Annotated in this window: 18 protein-coding genes; 5 read left to right on the top strand and 13 right to left on the bottom strand. The window is 34.3% G+C overall.

Annotation, left to right across the window (positions count from 1 at the left end):
* Both K7G76_RS15090 and K7G76_RS15085 read left to right on the top strand, forming a co-directional pair.
* Positions 1-941: T9SS type A sorting domain-containing protein (locus K7G76_RS15090; RefSeq protein WP_223035043.1), on the top strand; the 941-nt coding region annotated here is incomplete at its 5' end.
* A gap of 183 nt (positions 942-1,124) precedes the next feature.
* Positions 1,125-6,569, top strand: a complete 5,445-nt coding sequence (locus tag K7G76_RS15085) for a choice-of-anchor D domain-containing protein (protein ID WP_255573046.1) — start codon at positions 1,125-1,127, stop codon at positions 6,567-6,569.
* A gap of 75 nt (positions 6,570-6,644) precedes the next feature.
* Here K7G76_RS15085 and hisS read toward each other — a convergent pair whose 3' ends face one another.
* From hisS to rpsF, 5 genes are all read right to left on the bottom strand, one after another.
* Complete coding sequence (gene hisS, locus K7G76_RS15080; RefSeq protein WP_223035042.1) at positions 6,645-8,282, bottom strand: histidine--tRNA ligase; 1,638 nt, start codon at positions 8,280-8,282, stop codon at positions 6,645-6,647.
* Between the two features lie 120 nt (positions 8,283-8,402).
* On the bottom strand, positions 8,403-8,870 hold the full coding sequence (locus K7G76_RS15075; RefSeq protein ID WP_223035041.1) for a DUF6495 family protein: 468 nt from the start codon (positions 8,868-8,870) through the stop codon (positions 8,403-8,405).
* An 89-nt stretch (positions 8,871-8,959) separates the two neighbouring features.
* A complete protein-coding gene (gene rplI, locus K7G76_RS15070; protein ID WP_223035040.1) occupies positions 8,960-9,421 on the bottom strand; it encodes a 50S ribosomal protein L9 in 462 nt (153 codons plus the stop codon).
* Between the two features lie 13 nt (positions 9,422-9,434).
* Entirely contained in the window at positions 9,435-9,731 is a 297-nt protein-coding gene (gene rpsR / locus K7G76_RS15065) for a 30S ribosomal protein S18 (protein ID WP_223035039.1), read from the bottom strand.
* A gap of 2 nt (positions 9,732-9,733) precedes the next feature.
* The gene (gene rpsF, locus K7G76_RS15060; RefSeq protein WP_223035038.1) at positions 9,734-10,072 is read right to left on the bottom strand and encodes a 30S ribosomal protein S6; all 339 of its coding nucleotides are present in this window, start codon (positions 10,070-10,072) and stop codon (positions 9,734-9,736) included.
* Positions 10,073-10,269: 197 nt separating this feature from the next.
* On the opposite strand from rpsF, the gene K7G76_RS15055 reads away from it, so the two are divergent.
* Positions 10,270-10,965 carry a LytR/AlgR family response regulator transcription factor gene (locus K7G76_RS15055; protein ID WP_104734031.1) on the top strand — a complete coding sequence of 232 codons (696 nt, stop codon included), beginning with the start codon at positions 10,270-10,272 and terminating at the stop codon, positions 10,963-10,965.
* Here K7G76_RS15055 and priA read toward each other — a convergent pair.
* From priA to nadC, 3 genes are read right to left on the bottom strand one after another with little or no spacing between them, the layout of a single operon-like run.
* Positions 10,962-13,415, bottom strand: a complete 2,454-nt coding sequence (priA, locus tag K7G76_RS15050) for a replication restart helicase PriA (protein ID WP_223035037.1) — start codon at positions 13,413-13,415, stop codon at positions 10,962-10,964. The two genes, K7G76_RS15055 and priA, sit on opposite strands and share 4 nt — an antisense overlap.
* Before the next feature lie 11 nt (positions 13,416-13,426).
* Positions 13,427-14,374 carry a YihY/virulence factor BrkB family protein gene (locus K7G76_RS15045; protein ID WP_223035036.1) on the bottom strand — a complete coding sequence of 316 codons (948 nt, stop codon included), beginning with the start codon at positions 14,372-14,374 and terminating at the stop codon, positions 13,427-13,429.
* Between the two features lies 1 nt (position 14,375).
* Positions 14,376-15,233, bottom strand: a complete 858-nt coding sequence (nadC, locus tag K7G76_RS15040) for a carboxylating nicotinate-nucleotide diphosphorylase (RefSeq protein WP_223035035.1) — start codon at positions 15,231-15,233, stop codon at positions 14,376-14,378.
* Positions 15,234-15,332: 99 nt separating this feature from the next.
* Between nadC and K7G76_RS15035 the strand changes: the two genes are divergently transcribed.
* A complete protein-coding gene (locus tag K7G76_RS15035) occupies positions 15,333-15,788 on the top strand; it encodes a DoxX family membrane protein (RefSeq protein ID WP_223035034.1) in 456 nt (151 codons plus the stop codon).
* A gap of 8 nt (positions 15,789-15,796) precedes the next feature.
* Positions 15,797-16,270, top strand: coding sequence for a 23S rRNA (pseudouridine(1915)-N(3))-methyltransferase RlmH (gene rlmH, locus K7G76_RS15030; protein WP_223035033.1), 474 nt, complete (start codon positions 15,797-15,799; stop codon positions 16,268-16,270).
* A 28-nt stretch (positions 16,271-16,298) separates the two neighbouring features.
* Here the strand turns inward: rlmH and K7G76_RS15025 are convergent, their stop codons facing one another.
* The 5 genes from K7G76_RS15025 to K7G76_RS15005 form a co-directional block, all read right to left on the bottom strand.
* Entirely contained in the window at positions 16,299-16,439 is a 141-nt protein-coding gene (locus K7G76_RS15025) for a hypothetical protein (RefSeq protein WP_223035032.1), read from the bottom strand.
* A gap of 169 nt (positions 16,440-16,608) precedes the next feature.
* Entirely contained in the window at positions 16,609-16,908 is a 300-nt protein-coding gene (gene hpf / locus K7G76_RS15020) for a ribosome hibernation-promoting factor, HPF/YfiA family (protein ID WP_223035031.1), read from the bottom strand.
* Between the two features lie 70 nt (positions 16,909-16,978).
* A complete protein-coding gene (locus tag K7G76_RS15015) occupies positions 16,979-17,518 on the bottom strand; it encodes a GDSL-type esterase/lipase family protein (protein WP_223035030.1) in 540 nt (179 codons plus the stop codon).
* Positions 17,519-19,159, bottom strand: a complete 1,641-nt coding sequence (locus K7G76_RS15010; RefSeq protein ID WP_223035029.1) for an AMP-binding protein — start codon at positions 19,157-19,159, stop codon at positions 17,519-17,521.
* A 47-nt stretch (positions 19,160-19,206) separates the two neighbouring features.
* Complete coding sequence (locus tag K7G76_RS15005) at positions 19,207-20,604, bottom strand: short-chain fatty acid transporter (protein WP_223035028.1); 1,398 nt, start codon at positions 20,602-20,604, stop codon at positions 19,207-19,209.
* Positions 20,605-20,615: the final 11 nt, after the last annotated feature.

Genomic DNA, 20,615 nt, shown 5'->3' with positions numbered 1-20,615 from the left:
GTACGCAACCAGCTGAACCGTCTACGGAATGTTGGGAGACCGCGACCTTTAACAATACAACCTGTTCATGGGACGTGACGGGTACGCAACCGGCGGAACCTGCTACGGAATGTTGGGAAACAGTGACCTTTAACAATACAACCTGTTCATGGGACGTAACGGGTACGCAACCAGCTGAACCGTCTACGGAATGTTGGGAAACAGCGACCTTTAACAATACAACCTGTTCATGGGACGTGACGGGTACGCAACCAGCTGAACCGTCTACGGAATGTTGGGAGACCGCGACCTTTAACAACACGACCTGTTCATGGGACGTGACGGGTACGCAACCAGCGGAACCGTCTACGGAATGTTGGGAGACCGCGACCTTTAACAATACAACCTGTTCATGGGAAATTACAAACAATGGTGATACAGTAAACCCAGTTTGTAATACTCAAGATATAACAGTGGAATTAGATGCATTTGGAAATGCAACCATAACGGCTAATCAAATTGACAATGGTTCTTCCGATAATTGTGCTATTAACAGCATGACAGTTATTCCAAACACATTTGATTCAAATGATATAGGTGATAATGTTGTTGTATTTACAGTTACAGATAATAGTGGTAACACATCTAATTGCAATGCTACTGTAACTGTTATTGAAAACACGTTAGGAAATACAGAATTCGATTATAATGGTGTTAGTATTCAACCAAATCCGTTTAACACCTATATAAATATTCAATTGCCTATTGTTTCAAGTAACGATGAGTTTAAAATCATTCTTTATGATTTAAATGGAAGAATAGTTTACAATAATATTCATTCAACTCTACGAGGAATCATTAAAGTTGAGAACATGGACAAATTGGAGCAAGGATCTTATTTAATAAAAATAACTAACAAATTGAATGGTAAATCTGTAATAAAGAAACTCATAAAGTTTTAAATACCAGTCTTTTCATTATAAAAACCAGTGAATTAGCAAATTCACTGGTTTTTTATTTTATTGATTATCAGTATTTTACAATATTTTAATGCATTTCATCGATTTTTTTTGCATTTCATGGAGTAACATTGTTATATTTGTCTCATAATTAGATTAGTCCCAAACTAAAAAAATTAACCACTTATGAAAAATTTTACTTTTTTAAAGGAAATATTTGTATACTTATTATTTATATCCTCAATAGGTGTATTCTCTCAAGTAACAGTTGCAGATTATAATTTCAACACTGACGAGCAGGGATGGACACTGGATAGTGACTCTGGTCGAGGTGCTGATCCATCTTATAGTTGTGACAGTAGCTCTGGACACCTTTGGGTTGGAGATAATAACAACAGTAGTATAATTACGTCACCAAGTTTAGACTTAACTTCTTATGAAACTGTTGATATTTCATTTTGCTTTATAACTATAAATTTAGAGAATAACGAAGGGTTTATTTTACAATATTATGATGGAAGCTCATGGGTAGACATTAAAACATATGATAGAAATACAGATTTTTCAAATAATTGGACTTTCTATTATGTTACAGAAACTATTAATAGTGGAACATACACTTTTGACTCCAACTCACAATTTAGATTTAAAGGTGACGCCAATCAAAGCAATGAACGTTCTAGGTTTGATAATATTTTGATTGAAGGATATATCCCACAACCAGAAATTGATGTTTTAGGTTTGGGAAATAGTATAGCCGATGGAGATGTAACACCAAGTGCCATTGATAATACAAGTTATGGTACGGTGGGAGTATCAACAACTACAACGCATACTTTTTCCATAGAAAACACATCAAACCCCTCAACAACACTAACCATAAGTAATTCTGGTACAGGCATAACGATAACAGGTGGTAGTGGTTATTTTTCAATAAATACCGAGCCTGCACAAAATAGTACTATATCTGGTGGTAGCAGCTTAAATTTTTCAATTGATTATACACCTTTGGTTACTGGTACTCATACCGCAACAGTAACCATAGATAATGATGACGGAAATGGAGATGAAATTCCATATAATTTCACTATATCTGGAACAGCTACAGTACCATCTCCAGAAATAAATGTTCAAGGGAACACTATTGATATTGCCCATACAGATAGTACACCCGTTACAACTGATGGTACTGATTTTGGGTCAACTGATGTCTCTCTTGGTGTTACACATACATTTACAATTCAAAACTTAAATACAGCTACAACAGCACTCGCTGTAGGAGCAATTAGTTTTACAGGGGCTAACCCTGGTGACTTTGCCATTACTTCTGCTCCATCAGGTTCTGTTGCTATTGGAGCAAGTACGACTTTTGATGTAACCTTCACTCCAAGTGCAGCTGGTATTCGTAGTGCTACTATCAATATTGTTAATAATGATAGTGACGAGAACCCATATCAATTCACTTTACAAGGTAATGGTGTACCTCCACTGACTGAAGGTCCTGGTGGTGTAACCGGAAACTTGAAACTATGGTTAAAAGGAACTGATGGACTAGGATATAGTGATGGACAATTAGTTAGTACTTGGTATGACCAAGGAAGAGGTGCTGATGCAACTGTCAACACTCCAGGTATAGGACAAGAACCAACTTATAAAGATAATGTTAATGATAACATCAATTTTAACCCAGTGGTTGACTTTGATGGTGATTATGTCAACATTCCTCTTGATGGTGATTATTCTTATGATATGCCAAACAGAAACTTTTTAGAAGGTACAAGTGGATACTACTCTCAAGATGTATTTACTGTTCTAATTCCAGATGTAACTGTTGACAAATCATTTGGTAGTATGGATATTTTTTGTGGAGACGAAGATATTGCAACAAACAATACAGATGCTACAGGAATAGGTCTAGGAAAATATACCGTACGTTTTACTGATGAAGTTTTAGTTTATGCACACGGACCTACTTCTTCAGGTGATGGATATGGTGTTGCTGAAATTGATTCTGGTGCTGGCAACAATATCACCTACGACAATGCTGGAATAATTAATGCTAGGAATAATTTAGCTGGTACTCAACAAGAATTATACTATAATGCACTAGATAAGGAAAGTACTCAAAATGATGTGCCTGATTTTGCCAATGTTAACGATGCTCGTTATTGGATTGGTAGAAGTGAAGGATGGGAAGCTAGTACTGATGCACGAATTGCAGAAATCATTACGTATTCTGCTAGACAAGATGACACTGACCTAACTACTCAACGTAATAGAATCCAATCGTATTTAGCCATAAAATATGGAATAACACTAGGAGTTAACGGTACTTCTCAAGACTATGTAGATAGTGATGGAACAGTTATTTGGGATGTTGACACAGGCACACCAGCTGAAGATGTCTTTAACTATGACATCGCGGGAATTGGTCGTGATGATGTTTCTGACTTATACCAAAAACAATCTCGAAGTGTTAATAATGCAACTGCTACTCATGTTCACCCTGACCTTGATGACAATTACCGAAGTCAAGGTGTATTAACAATTGGCATTGGCAGTATAGCAAATACAAACAATTTAAATACGAGTACAGATTTAGAAGATAAAGAATACCTTATTTGGGGTAATGACGGTGTAGATTTAGGCGATCCTTCTGTTGATGTATTAGTTAATATGAGCGCTGATATATCTCCTGCCCTAACAACCGAAGTTGAATTTTATGGTATTGCAAGAACTTGGAAAGTTGTTGAAAACGTTGGACCAGGTGGAGACATTCCTTCTGTGGAAGTGCAAGTACTTAAAAATGCTATTAGAACGGCAAATCCACCTAATGGAAGATACTTAATGTTTATTTCAGATACACCTAATTTTGATCCTACAGCAGATTACAGAGTGATGACTGAAGATACAAATGAATTAGGAGAAGCCATTGTAACAACTAATTATGATTTTGATGGTACTAAATACATAACTTTTGGTTGGGCTCCTGAACTTGTTTTTGAGCGATCAATTTATTTTAACGGTACAACTAGTTATGTTGATATGGAAGATGCTTTAGATTTAAATCCAACAGAATTCACCATATCTGCATGGGTTATGGCAGATACCAATGCTGATAATAAATCTATATTATCTAAACGAGATGCTTCCTTTACTGAAGGATATGATTTCAAGATTAATAGTACAGGTAAATTTGAAGTTTCTTGGAAAACATCTAGTGGATCTATGCAAACTACAACTTCTAACACTACTATCCCGAAAAACGAATGGCATCATTTGGCCGTAACCTACGGTTCTAGTTTAGTGAAAATATATATAGATGGTGTCTTAGATAAGCAAATAAACAGAACAGCACCTGATGATACTAATCAATCTTTCTTTATTGGTGCTGCATCTAAATTATCGCCACAAGCATTTTTCCATGGAAATATTGATGAAGTACGAATTTGGGATGTTAGACTTACTGAAGACCAACTACGATACATCATGAATCAAGAAATTGAAAATAATGCCGGTTTTATTGGTGGATCATATTTTATTGCTCAAGGTGCCTCACCTACTAAAGATGATATTAGTACAATTCCTTGGTCTGACTTAATTGGGTACTACCCTATGTCGACTTATACCTATACAAATACCAAAGACGAATCTGGGAATGGTAATCAAGGTGCTTTAAGAACTCTAAGAACAGTTGATAGACAAACAGCCCCATTGCCTTACCAATCAGCAAATAATGGTGATTGGGATACAGATTCTGTGTGGTCAAATGGAAGTGTACAAACTAAACCAGGTGCCAACTCCATTGTTGACAACTCCGTAACGGTAGATTGGAACATTGTTGAAACCAACCACAATGTCACTATGGACAATAGTGGTCTAGCAGTTGGAAACAATGGAAACAGAAATGTATTAGCCTTATTTGTTGAAAGCAACGAGTTAACTGTTGATGGTGATAATAGTACAGATACAGGCTATGGCTTAACCGTATCTCACTACTTAAATCTTGATGGAAAAATAGATTTAGAGGGTGAATCGCAATTAATTCAAACTGTAGATAGTGATTTAGTTCTAGGTGCTTCTGGTGAATTGGAGAAAGACCAGCAAGGTACTCAAGACCTTTACACCTATAACTATTGGTCATCTCCAGTTGGATTTACAGCAACAGTAACACCACACAATTATAAATACACTTTAAACAATAACATCCTTAAAGATGGTACAAATTCTTCATCACCTGTCAACATTAATTTTGTTGGTGGCTATGATGGTGATAATTCAGGTTCAAATATTGAAATTGCCCACTATTGGATTTGGAAATTCAATAACCGTTTAAGTGATGATTATGCTTCATGGCAACATGTAAGAAATACTGGAGATATATTAGCCGGTGAAGGTTTTACAATGAAAGGTGTAAACGATACAGCTGGAAATGTTTCGGATGAACAAAATTATGTATTCCAAGGTAAACCTAATAATGGAAAAGTATCTTTAGGAATAAACAATGGAAATGAATATTTAGTTGGTAATCCTTATGCTTCAGCTATTGATGCCGAACAATTTATTACTGATAATGGCCCTACAATTGATGGAGGCGTAGATCCTATGGTAGACGACCCTCTAATTAGTGGTACGCTTTACTTTTGGGAACATTGGGGAGGCGGATCGCACATTCTTGCAGAATATCAAGGTGGCTATGGAACTTACAACTATTCTGGTGGAGCACCAGCAGCAGCATGGGGAACTCCGGATCCAGATGTAGCTCAAGTAGGTACAGGCACAAAAACACCTGGACGCTATATTCCAGTTGGTCAAGGATTCTTTGTACTTGCTGAAGATGACGGAAACGTTGAATTTAACAATGGTCAACGTGTATTCCAAAAAGAAGGCACTGCGAGCTCTGTATTTATGAGAGATTCCAATTCAGCTTCTAGGACAAACCAAGTAGACAATAGAATGAAAATTCGTTTAGGGTTTAATTCTGTTAACACTATTCACAGGCAACTATTAGTTACTGTAGATGAGCGTGCTTCAGAAAATGTTGACTGGGGATTTGATGCCGAAATAAACGAAGATCAAATGGACGATATGTATTGGATGATTAATGCCAACAAGTATGTTGTTCAAGGTATAGATGATATTTCCGATAACACCATTTTACCAATTGGAATCCATACTCATGATGATGGTGTAAACAAAATAACTATTGACATTCTTGAGAATGTTCCTAGCGACTTAAACATTTACGCTCATGATAAAGTTCTTAATGTATATCAAGATTTAAGAGAAAGAGATTACGAAATATTTTTAGAAGCCGGTGAATATTTAGACCGTTTTGAAATTACATTTACTACGCATTCATTAGGTGTTGACGAATTTGATGCTAGTGATGTTTTACAAGTATTCTATGTAAACTCTAAAACTAGCATTGTAATACAAAATCCAAAACTAGTAGGTTTAAAATCTGCTGAAATGTTCAACATGATAGGACAATCTATCACTAGATTTGATGATATTGAAACTAAAAACAATGTGGAATTAAAAACAAATTCGTTAAGTACTGGTACCTACATTATAAATCTTAAAACAACTGAAGGTACCACAATAACTAAAAAAGTATTAGTTAAATAAATCTTGTAGCCCCAAATCTACATGAGTGTAACTATGCTTTGTTTGAGTCCTGAAGTTTTCTTCAGGACTCTTTTTTTATTGAAGTTGTGAAATTAATTCATTAAGAGAAACTTCAGATTGTTCCCCATTATGCATGTTTTTCAACGTGAAAGCACCTTTAGCCATTTCTTGCTCTCCTACCAATACCACATAAGGAATATGACGCTTATTGGCATGCTGCATTTGTTTCTTCATTTTAGCAGAATCAGGATACAATTCCGCATTAATACCTTTGCTCCTTAATTGCTTGATAGCTTTTAAACTGTATAATGCTTCTTTTTCTCCGAAATTGATAAACAGTACGTCTATATTTTTTGAAACCGTTTCAGGGAATAAACCTAATTCTTCTAAAACTAAATAAATTCTATCCAATCCAAAGCTGATACCTACACCAGACATGTTAGGCATACCAAAAATACCGGTTAAATCATCATAGCGACCACCACCACCAATGGAGCCCATATTAACACCTTCGGGAGCAGAAACCTCAAAAATAGCACCTGTATAATAGTTCAACCCTCTAGCAAGTGTAACATCTAATTGAAGTTTTGCTGTTTGCAGGCCTAATTCTGAAATGGCATTATCAATGAATTCTAATTCCTCAATACCTTTTTTTCCGTCTTCAGAAGTGTTTAAAATATCTTTTAGTTGAGAAATTTGCGAACCAAAATCACCAGACAATGAGAACAAAGGCTGCAATTTACTAATACCTGATTGCGAAATACCTTTATCTAGCATTTCCTGTTTTACCTTCTCCTCGCCTATTTTATCCAACTTGTCCAAGGCAACCGTGAAATCTATTAATTTATCGCTAGCACCAATTACTTCGGCTATTCCTGAAAGTATTTTACGGTTATTGATTTTTATGGTCGTACCTGTTAAGCCCAAAGCCGTAAAAACAGCGTCATACAACTGTACAAATTCAACTTCTTGCCAAAGCGATGTAGAACCTACCACATCGGCATCACATTGGTAAAACTCTCTGAAACGACCTTTTTGAGGTCTATCTGCCCGCCATACGGGTTGCATTTGGTAACGCTTAAACGGAAACTCAATCTCGTTTTGATGCTGTACCACATAACGGGCAAAAGGCACAGTTAGGTCATAGCGAAGGGCTTTTTCAGAGATTGTTGGAGTTATACTGTTAGATTTAATATTCAAAAAAAGGTTAGCATAAATCATTGACAATGATTTCTCAATTTCTTCTTCCTTTGTATGTTTATAACTAGATTGAATTAAAGAGAATATATATTGCAATATATCATCAGAAGGTAATTTATTTAAAATTTTATTTCCACTTCCACGCTTTATAGAATCTTTAAATTTCTCAACAAACTCTAATCTAGAGCTCCTGTAGTTCCAATCGGTTGTATCATTTTCATTTTTAATATACTCTCGATAGAAAAGAGAACCTCCACGAATTGCTGTACTAATTCCGTCTTTTACATCTTCAAAATATTCCCCAGAATTCAAAATCTTAAAAATCAGCCTATCCCCTTCATCACCATATTTACCCATAAGGGTTTCGGAATTTTCAAAACTGGGTGTTTCAATAGGTTGAAAACCAAACTTTTCAAATTGGTTTTGAATGGTATTAAAGATATAATTGCGCTTGGCAACCTGTTCAGGATTAAAATCGCGTGTGCCTTTTGGAATGCTTGGTTTTTGTGCCATATTAATTTCCTGCTATAGCAGGTATCGCTTTTTAGTTGCTAATTGTAAACAAAAATAATAGTTTTAATTACTTCTCGATACATATCGACAATAAATGTCGATACACTCGAAGTGACGAAATTAATTAATCAGTTTATCAAAATACTGAAACAATTCGCCTTTAGTGATAACACCTCCTTGTTTGATAAGAGCAAATTTATCGGCATGTTTGTCTTCAGAATAATCTTTTTTGGCCTGCATAAACTCTACATCGTCATTCATTAAATTCTCACGCAGCCAATTAAAACCATCTTTAGTAGTTAAATCAATAGCGTTCTTTAACTTTACTCCTATCACATGCATATTGGTTTCGTTTAAATTGAATAAATGCATTTGCTGTGGCGAAATATGTTCAACATACTCCACTTTGCCCAACACACCTTCCCAAACCAAATCACTAAACACATCCAGTTCCTGTTCGGCAACCTCTGGTTTATTGGTTTTTATATCTTCCCACTCCTCTGCCGTTATGGATTGTGTGGCTAAAAAATTAATAAATTCCTTGTGTAATTCTTCAAACTGTTCTTTTGTTAATCTGGCGTATTTCATTTGTAGTTTGATTTATTTGACTTGCGATTAAAAAATTATTAAAAAAAAAGCCTCAACTAGGTTGAGGCTTTTACTATGATATCAATTGCTTAAGCTTGAGCAATAACCTCGAATGGTAATTCTACAGTTACTTCTCTATGCAAACGAATTACAGCATTGTACTGACCTAAACGCTTAATATTACCACCAGTAATACTAATGAATTTCTTGTCAATAGTGTGTCCTTCCTTTTCAAAAGCATCTACTAAATCCAATTTAGTTACAGAACCAAATAATTTATCTCCAGCAGAAGCCCCTTCAGTAGCTTTTGCAGTAATTTTAAGTTCTAATGTTTTTATAGCTTCAGCTACTTTTTGAGCATCTTCTATAATTTTCTTCTCTTTGTAAGCACGTTGCTTTAAGTTCTCTGCTAAAACTTTTTTAGCAGAAGCTGTAGCTAATACAGCTTGACCTTGAGGAATTAAAAAATTTCTACCATAACCGTTCTTAACTGTTACAACATCGTCTTTAAATCCTAAATTTTCAACGTCTTGTTTTAATATAAGTTCCATTGTTATGATAATTTTATTTTAATAAATCGGCCACGTATGGCATTAATGCTAAATGACGAGCTCTTTTTACCGCTACAGATACTTTTCTTTGGTATTTTAAAGATGTTCCTGTTAAACGTCTTGGTAAAATTTTACCTTGCTCGTTTACAAAATTTAATAACCAATCACCATCTTTGTAGTCTACATACTTAATACCAGACTTTTTAAAACGACAGTATTTTTTGGTTTTGTTAGTATCTATGTTTAAAGGCGTAAGATATCTGATTTCTCCGTCCTTTTTTCCTTTTGCTTGTTGTTCTATAGATGACATAATTACGCTTTTTCTTTAAGTTTATTTCTTCTTTTCTCTGCCCAAGCAATTGCATGTTTGTCTAACTTAACCGTTAAATAACGCATGAAACGCTCGTCACGTCTAAACTCAATTTCTAATTGGTTGATTACTTCTCCTGGTACAGTGTACTCAAATAAGTGATAGAAACCACTTTTTTTGTTCTGAATTGGGTATGCTAATTTTTTTAAGCCCCAATTTTCTTTGGCTATCATCTTCGCTCCATTAGAAACAAGAAAATCTTCGTATTTCTGTACTGTTTCCTTTATCTGATCTTCAGATAAAACGGGATTTAAGATGAAAACAGTTTCATAATGATTCATAAAAATCTAATTTATAGTTAAAAATGGGTGCAAAAATAGTTCTTTTCATCAAATAAAACAACTATATTTAAACTTAATTTCAAGACTTGAACATGTGTTAAAATAATGTTAAAAACAACGTTTTAACGATGTTTTTTGGTTTTTAACCGAATTTTTTGTACTATTGTCGATATCTTAACCGAAATAAAACAAATGTTATGACATTAAACTGTGTAGTAGTTGACGACTCAGCAATTCAACGTCTCTCAATTGTGAAGTTAATTGAAAATCACCCTTCTCTTAATTTAATAGCTGAGTACAACAGTGCGTTGGAAACCAAAAACGGCCTTAATACCCACAAAGTAGATTTAATCTTTTTAGATATTGAAATGCCTGTTTTAAATGGTTTTGAATTGCTGGACGTATTAAACAACAAACCCCAAATTATTTTCGTAACTGGTAAAACCGAATATGCCTTTAAAGCATTTAATTATGATGCTACTGACTATTTGCACAAACCAATTACTCGCGAACGTTTTAATACAGCTGTAGACAAAGCTGTTGAACAACACAAGCTTAAACTAGATTTCAACGAAACCGAAGGTGAACATATTTTTGTAAAAAGTAACCTTAAAAAACGTAAGGTTTACATTAAAGACATTAAGTGGATAGAAGCCCTTGGTGACTATGTAAAATTGGTAACCGAAGAAACTAGTTTAGTAGTATTATCTACTATGAAAGCTTTTGAACATGAATTACCTGAAGGTAAGTTTTTAAGAATTCACAAATCATATATTGTGAATTTAGACAAAGTTGACAGATTTAATAGTAAAAATGTTGAAGTTGGAACTTATGAAATACCGTTGAGTAGAAATAAGAAAACCCAACTTGTAGATGCATTAAATAATATTTAATAGTTATCGACATTTAAAACTACTCGTATAGCCCTAAAATCTTTTACACTGGAGAAGCTGTTATTTACTTTAATAATAGCTTCTTTTGTTTTTGCTAGAGATTGTCCGTTGGGTATTTTCACTAAAATATTTTTGTGGTATTGATTCCTAACCCTCGAAACAGGCGGGAACTCCGGCCCCAAAACATATTCTTTAAATACCATGCGCAATGATTTAGCAAACCAATCGGCTCCCGTATTTACACGATTGTAGTCCTTATGCTTTAATGTAATTTTAATCAATCGGTAAATAGGAGGGTATTTAAAATTATATCTATCGTTTATTTGCTCTTTGTACATGCTTTGATAGTCATTTGTTGATACCTGCTGTAGAATGTTGTGATACGGGTTATACGTCTGAATCAATACCTTTCCTCGGGTATCCGTTCGCCCTGCCCTCCCCGAAACTTGTAAAAGCAATTGAAAACTACGTTCATGCGCCCTAAAATCGGGAAAGTTTAACATATTATCTGCATTCATAACACCTACAAGCTTAACATTTCTAAAATCCAGTCCTTTGGTTAGCATTTGGGTGCCAACCAAAATATCGATCTCCTGTTGCTCGAAGGCTGTTATAATTTTCTCGTAACCGTATTTTCCGCGTGTCGTATCTAAATCCATACGGCCAACCTTAAAATCTGGAAATAGTTGGCTAACCTCCTCTTCTACTTGTTCGGTTCCAAAACCTTTATTATCTAAATCCACACTGCCGCAAGCCTCACACTTTTTTATCATTACACTTGTATAGCCGCAATAATGACAACGCAATTGATCGCGATATTGATGATAAGTTAAACTCACATCGCAATTAGGGCACTGTGGAGAATGCCCACAGGTTAAACACTCAATTATAGGAGCAAATCCTCGCCGATTTTGAAATAAAATAATTTGATGCCCATCTTGTAAGGTTTCGGTCATTTCTTCAAGCAATCTATCACTAAAATGACCTTTCATACGTTTACGCTTGTGCTTATCCTTAATATCAACCAACTCAATATCTGGCATTAAAACATCATTAAAACGGGTGTTAAGCTCAACCATTCCATACTTACCAAGTGTAGCATTATAATAACTCTCCAAACTTGGTGTCGCTGAACCCAACAATACTTTTGTATTAAACAAACTAGCTAAAACCACGGCTGTATCTCTAGCATGATAACGAGGTGCCGGATCGAATTGTTTGTACGATTGTTCGTGTTCTTCATCTACTATAACCAAACCCAGAATGTTAAAGGGCAATAAGACTGAAGAGCGCGCACCTAATATTACTTGAGCTTTAGGCGAATTATTTAATACTTGATTCCAAACCTCTACACGTTCGTTATTCGAATATTTTGAGTGAAAAACAGCTACTTGCTCTCCAAAGTAACTTTGTAGCCTCGAAACCAATTGTGTGGTTAAAGCAATTTCAGGCAGCAAATACAAAACCTGCTTATTTTGTTTGAGTGCCTTTTCAATAAGTTTAACGTAAATTTCCGTTTTTCCAGAAGACGTCACACCGTGAAGCAGTACAATATTTTGATTTTCGAATTGTTGGCTAATATTATCTAAGGCTGTATTTTGAGCTTTGTTTAACTGCTTTGAAGTTTCCCTTGCAGTTTCGTTAAACTCAATTCTATCGGTCTGTATAAAATACTCTTCTAGAATGTTTTTATCAATTAATGCTTTAATAATTGCAGAAGAAGCTTGACTTTCTTCAGATAAATCTGAAACCTTTATTGGTTTTTTAGTTTTGGCAGAAAGCGAGAACAATGTCATTACAACATCACGTTGCTTGGGAGCACGACTTAAATTTTCAAGTAAGTTTCTAATATCTGTCTCTGATTGATATTTTGTATTAAGTTTGACATATCTTACCAATTTGGGTTTGTATTTTTCGTAAACCTCTTCATGTACAGAAATAACTTCTTTCTCCAATAAACGTTTAATTACTGGAAGCACTTGTTTTTTATCGACTATTCCAGTAATATCCTGTATGGTTAACGACGTTTGATGGTGTAAGGCTTCATAAATCAAAAACTCATCATCTTTTAAATCGCTATCATTTACAAGGGTTTCCGGTTTTCTTGAAATTATGGTTTCGCTTTCCAACAAAAAAGCGCTTGGTAAAGCAGCTCGCATAACCTCACCCACTGAACACATATAATATTTGGCTATCCATTGCCACAATTCTATTTGTTTATGAGTTACAATAGCTTGCTCGTCTAGAATCTGATGAATGTCTTTAGCCTCGTAAACCAATGGAGGGTTTTGATGTGTTTGATAAACTAGGGCTGTATAGATTTTCTGTTTTCCAAAAGGCACAGAAATACGCATACCAGGTGATAGATATTCAGATTCGGCTTGACTTATACGGTATGTGAAAAATTTTTCTAACGGAATGGGCAATATAACATCTACAAAATAAGGCATGCATTGGATTTTTAGTTCTCACCTATATTTTGATTGTACTTTTTCAATCGGTTAAGCGATGCGTTTAATTCATAACCCAATAACAGAATGGTAGAGTTTAACCATAGATATAATAACAAAATTAATAACGCACCTATTGAACCGTATAATTTGTTGTATTGCGAAAAATTTTCAATATATATACCAAACAAAAAGGAGCTGAAAATAATTAGCAATGTTGTAAATAAAGCCCCAACTGAAAAGAACTTAGAATGTTTGCCTTCTTTTGTGCCAAAGTAGTACAACACGGCAGTTGCTATGTAAACCATGATAACAAAGAATATATACTTCGCAAAAGTTATCCAGTTTACCGTGTTTTCTTTATCTACAAATCCGTGTTCCTCAAGATTGCCAATTATATAAATTTGAAAATACCCAAAAACTATTACGGTAACTATAGTTAAAAATGCCAATATTAAAGCAACTCCCAACGCATAGAGGTATTGTTTGAAAATATTGCGTGTTAATTGTTCGTGATACGAATTCTCAAATCCAGAAAATATAGCACTTATACCATTGGCCATTAAGGCAATTGATACCAACAAAACCGATGAAACCAAACCTCCACTATGCATATTATCTATATTATCGTAAATATTGGTAAAAAAGAAATCGGATGTGTTTGGTGGCAAAAAGGAATTTAAAAATTGCTGAAAATCCATTTTAAATCCTTCTATTGGTATATATGGAATTATGAATAGAACAAACAGTAAAAACGGAAATATGGCTGTAAAAAAACTAAATGCAATGGCACTTGCCCTAGAAGTTAAAGCTCCTTTAACAATACCTGTTATGTACAATTCTAACAAATCATAAAGCGACAAACCTTCTAAACCCGGTAGTTTTACATTTTTAAGCAAACGTACCACAAGGTTTACAATTGGAATCTTATCCAGTTTATCCTCAATGATTTTTGTCATCCTAAACAGCTTTTAGGCTTAAATCCATGTTATATACCGAGTGCGTCAATGCTCCAGAAGAAATATAATTTACGCCACATTCTGCATACTTTCTAATTGTTTTTTCGTTAATACCACCCGAACTTTCGGTTAAACATTGATTACCAATTAATTCAACAGCTTTGCGTGTATCCTCATAGTTAAAATTATCTATCAGAATTCGATAAACACCTACTGATTGTAAAATTTCTTTAATTTCGGCTAAATCCCTAGCCTCAACAATTATTCTTAAATCTCTGTTTGTTTCCTTTAAATAATCTTTAGTTTTTTGAATGGCTTTAGTTATGCCTCCGGCAAAATCAATATGGTTATCCTTAAGCATAATCATATCATACAGCGCAAACCTATGATTTTCACCACCACCAATCTTTACAGCCCATTTCTCTAGGGCTCTAATTCCAGGCGTTGTTTTTCTTGTATCCAATATTTTTGTTCCTGTTCCCTCCAATAAATCTACAAACTGCTTGGTTTTCGTAGCTATGGCACTCATACGTTGCATGGCATTTAAAACTAAACGCTCCGTTTTTAATATGGACTGCGAAGAACCTTCAACATAAAATACAACATCGCCATATTTAACTCGATTTCCATCCTCGATTACGGTTTCAACTTTCAAATTGCTGTCCACATAATTAAATACCTTTCTAGCAAACTCCACACCAGCTATTATACCTTCATCTTTAACCAACAATTTAGCTTTTCCTTGAGCACTTTTGGGAATGCATGCCAATGAACTATGATCGCCATCACCAACATCTTCACGTATGGCGTTAGCAATAATTAATTCGAGTTCTTTGTTGAATTGATCTTGACTTATCATGTTTTGATTTGTTTGTGCTAAAATAACAATTGATTTTCGAAATATAACGCCATTTGTAACAAGATTCTCTGTAAATCGTCGAGACTTTAAACCAATAATATGAAGACACTTGAAGCCGCTGTTTATAAACTTCATCAAAAGTTAATCTTTAAACTCTTTACTTGGGGAACTCGAATTTTACTTTCTCTGGCATTTATTCCTTCAGGCCTAAAAAAATTATTGGGTCAACGTTTCACTTTACTGGGAACTGATGACCCTGTAGGGTTCTTTTTTGAAGCCTTGTATCAAGCAGGATGGTATTGGAACTTTCTAGGGTTTATGCAATTATTGGTTGCTCTTTTACTTTTAATACCACGAACAGCCTTTTTGGGTGCCATAATATATTTACCTATTGTTATTAATATTTTTGTTATAGTAACTGCTATGAAGTTTCAAGGCACACCCATTATTGCAGGTTTAATGCTTCTTGCCAATATCTATTTACTAATTTGGGACTACACTAAAATAAAAGAATTAATAGCTGTCATATTCAAAAAAGAGAAACAGATTGAATAAATTTGTATATGACTATAAAACTTCTAGCTATTGGCAAAACAGACAGTAAACAGCTTCAATCTCTAATTGATGATTATACAAAGCGTCTGGGGCACTACATTAAGTTTGAATTAGAAATAATTCCAGATTTAAAAAAAGTAAAGCACTTAAGCGAAACACAACAAAAACAAAAAGAAGGTGAGCTTATTAAAAGCAAACTAATGCCGACAGATATTATAATTTTATTAGATGAAAATGGTAAGCAATATGATTCTGTAGCGTTTTCAAGTTATTTACAAAAACACATGAACTCGGGAATAAAGCAACTTGTTTTTATTATTGGTGGGCCATACGGATTCTCTGAAGACATTTACAACAAGTCTAATGGTAAGTTGTCATTATCCAAAATGACCTTCTCACATCAAATGGTGCGTTTATTTGTTGTAGAACAATTGTATCGTGCATTTACGATACTTAAAAACGAACCCTATCATCATAGATAGGAAATAGTAATTTGACTTTATGGTTTAATTATCCCATAGCAGTCATTGCCGTTGTATCAATTCCTATTGTGTAGAAAAAACCAATAATATACATTATCAATTTAATCATCATAAAAGTAGACAACCCAAAGAATAGAATTAATGATACATTTTCAACACGATTTCTCATAATTTTGATGGTTAATTAAACTTAAAAAGTTTCGGCTTGAGAACCGTAATTGACTGATGATGTGTTTAATATATAAAAAAACTATCAATAAATTAACATATTGTTAACAAATATTGATAGTTTTTTTAAATTCTGTAAGTATTATCTTAAAAGTGAGCAAATTGACCGTTTAATGTGTAGAAAATTGCTCTTTGCGTTTTTTAAGCTGTTTTTCTAAATCTTTAATTGTTTCCTTAACAGCACTTTCGTAATTTTCTTCATTGGAAGTCGCAAAAATTCTAGGCCCAGGCAAACTCAACTCAATCTTACAAATCTTACCTTTTCCTTTAGGGTCATGAATAACCTCAAAATGCACTTCTGCACTAATAACCCAATCATACTTTTTAGCTAATTTTTCTAATTTACCGGTTACGTATTCATTCATAGCTTCGCTAGTTGCCATACGTACATATTGAATATTAATTGTCATAATGTTTATTTTATAGTTCAAAGTTACTATTCTAATTAGTGTATGTAAATGACTTTTGTCATATTTAATCTTAATCTTTTAAAACCTTAAAAACATTATTCATCATAATTTTTTGCCCTTCTTCATTTGGGTGCAAGCCATCATCTAAAACATGTTTATAGGTCATGTTAAAACCAAAATCTATAAATGGTTTAGCTTCTAAATTACAATATTGAATTAGAGTACTTCTAAAATGTCTAATGCATTCAGAATAATTTTCTTGAATAAAATTAAGTTCGTTTAAATTATAGGATAATGTGGGTAGCCCAACAATAGCATCAACGCCATGATATTTAGCATGACGCGATATAGCTTGTATATTCGAAATTATAAATTCGTCTTTTAAACCAAACCAAAGGTCATTTGTTCCACCCAAAATAATAAGATGGCTTGGTTTGTGCTTTAGGAGTAATGACTCGCAGCGCGACAACATGCCTGATGTGGTATCACCACAAATCCCAGCATTTATAGTATTAATTTTCAGCGCGCTTTTTAAGAGTTCTACCCATCCGAATTCCGGATTTATTCCATAGGTCTCGGTTAAGCTATCTCCAAGGCACAATACATTCATTTACTCAAAAATTACTTTTTCAGGGCTATCAAACCACGCTTTATAAAACTCTTGATGAATTTTTTCAATACTATTTCGTTTTACTTTTAAACTTGGTGTTGTTAATCCGTTATCAACATTCCAATCTTCTTTCATAACCACAACTTTCTCCAACATTTCGTGTTTTTCTAAACTTGGGTTAATTGTATTTATAGATTCTATTAAACTTTCCGTTAATTCGGTTTCCGACTTAACTTTACCTAGTTCAGACAAAGTAACCAAAGCAATAGGTTGAGGGATTCCTGTTCCTACTATACAAATCTGTTCTATATCTGTATTGCTTGAAAGCAACAACTCTATATGCGAAGGCGATATATATTTACCTTTATCTGTTTTAAACTGGTCTTTAACTCGTCCTGTAATAGTTAAAAATCCATCATGATCAAATTCACCAATATCTCCAGTTTTTAAATACCCATCCTCATCAAAAACTGCTGCTGTTGCTTCAGGTGATTTATAATACCCTACCATTAAGCAATCATTCTTTACACAAATTTCCCCTTCTGGAGATAATTTTGCCTTTGCTCCAAGAATAGTCTTACCAACGGTTCCTATTTTGTGGGATTTAGGCAAATTAAAATGTGAAACGCAACAATCTTCTGTCATACCATAGCCTTGGTGAATTGTAATACCTAACCTTTTATACCATTTTACCAAACTAGATGCAATAGGAGCTGCAGCTGAAACTATAAAAACAGCATCTTTTAAACCTAATTTTTTCTTGAGTTTATTTCTTACAACCGAATTTATAATTGGAATGCTTAACAACACATTCAATTTCTTTTGCGGAATAGAATTTAAAATTTTCTCCCTAAATTTTGTCCAAATGCGTGGAACTGCAAAAAACACATGAGGCTGCGTGTTTTCTAGATCTCGAGCATAGGTTTCCATGGTGTCAAAAAAGGTAATTGATGCACCTAAAGATAATCCCGCATTACATAAGGCACGTTCTGCAACATGCGCTAAAGGTAAATATGAAAACAACCTTGAGTTAGCTGGCAATTTCATAACCTTTACAAAAGTCTTAGAGCTTACTGCAAAATTAGAAACGGTGTGCATGACACCTTTAGGGTTGCCAGTTGTTCCTGATGTATAAATTATAGTATGTAAATCATCATGTTTAGGTAAGTAAACATCCTTAATGGGTTCGTTGTTCGTAATTAAGTCCTCCCATTTGTCCCCAACTTCTATCCCATACATTTCAGTTGAAATTATGGGCATATTTGGGATTCCTGATTTTTGGGATTCAAAATCATCAAGCTTACCAACTATAATAGCTTTAGATTCGCTATGTAACAGTATTTGGTTTATTGATTTGTCATTTAAAGTGGGATAAATAGGTATAGACACGTATCCTGCCATCATAATAGCTAAATCTGCCATTATCCAATGAGCGCAGTTTTTAGATAATAAGGCAACATGACTCCTTTCTGGCAAGCCGTAAGACTTTAAAGCTGCTGCTATTTGTCTGGCTTGGAGACCTGCTTCTGCATAAGTATACGTGTATACCTTATCGGCTTTAGGTTGTTTTAAAAATACTTGATCTGGATTTTTGGATTCCCAATACAAGAAAGCCTCAATTGGTGAGTGAAAATCTGGCATAGCTAGTTGGTTGAATTTCTTAAAGATACTAAAGTTTTACTTAATTTCTAAAGAGGCATCCACAAAACCAAGCATAATTGTAAGATAAAAAACACTAAAAAAGGTAAAACTAAATATCCCATGATGTCTCGGGCTTGAAGATTTACACCCTTGCCCATAATTGGCATAACAATTAATAGGAAAAATGGTTGAAGCATATTACTTAAACTCTCTCCATAAGCAACAGAAAGCGATGCTCTAGAAATCATGGCTGTCACTTGATTCTGTGATAATCCTGACCCAATTTCTTGAACTGCATCAATAATACTAGGTCCAATTACCGCAAACTCACCTCCTGCCGAAGGAATAGCAAAATTAACAAGTCCGCCAGAAACATAAGCAAAAAACGGATAAGTGTCAATTGTAGCCACTGAAGCCAAAAGCTCACCGAGACGCTCACCTAATCCCGAATACAACATAATTCCCATGATACCAGCATATAATGGGTATTGAAACAATATGCCAGAAATATTACGGCTCGATCGTTTCATGGAAATAACATATCGCATAGGTGTTTGGTGCAGAAATAACCCAACTATTAAAAACACAAAAATCATGATGTTGAAGTTTAAATCTAAACCTTTTGAATAAAAGTGGTAAACAATATAAATCATTCCCATAGTCACAAACAGTAATTGCAAAAGACGACTGTTATTTAAACTATCAGACCAGGCTTTAAATGGTAATTTTAAGCTTAACGCTTCTTCTTTAATGGTTTTAACCTCATCACCATCAGTATCTACCAAAAGATCTTTTAATTCACGATTTTTAGCAGATTTAGGACGCAATAAAAACAATAATAATGGCGCTATTGCAAGAAAAGAAACTATCATAGCTATATTAAGCGCAGAGCCCAAAGTAAAAGAGGTGTCTATTGTACTTTGCAACACTTTAGCTTCAATTAAATAATTCTTTTTCGTATTTAAAAGTAATGGTATGGTACTAGAAAGCCCAAAAACCCAACCATTGAATGAAAAATATACACAGGCTATTAAAAACGGGTAATTAATCCCTTTAATACGTTGTGCTAAAGCCCGTGCCAAAACACAAGTAATTACAACCCAACCAAAACTTACCAACGAAAACAATAAGCCAATGAGAACCACAAAAAAATATACTTGGTTTGGTGTTTTTATCAGGTTTGCCAATTTATCAATACCTTTCTTTATAACCGGCGACAGGGCAATACTATAACCCGTAATAATTATTAAAACGATTTGCATGGTAAACGATAGCAAATCAAAAAAGCCATCGTACCAAGCCACAATAATATCAAGTGGTTTGGCGTCCATCCAAAAGTAGGAACTCAACCCAGCTAAAAAGGTAAGCAGTATAGCAAACACAAAAGCATCTGGCATATACTTTAAAAACAAATGGGTGAATTTTTCGCCGAGTTTGGTGATCATTTTAATATCAT

This window comes from Hanstruepera marina, from assembly GCF_019880635.1.
Taxonomy (GTDB): Bacteria; Bacteroidota; Bacteroidia; order Flavobacteriales; family Flavobacteriaceae; genus Hanstruepera; species Hanstruepera marina.
This window is presented reverse-complemented; position numbering and strand designations above follow the sequence as displayed.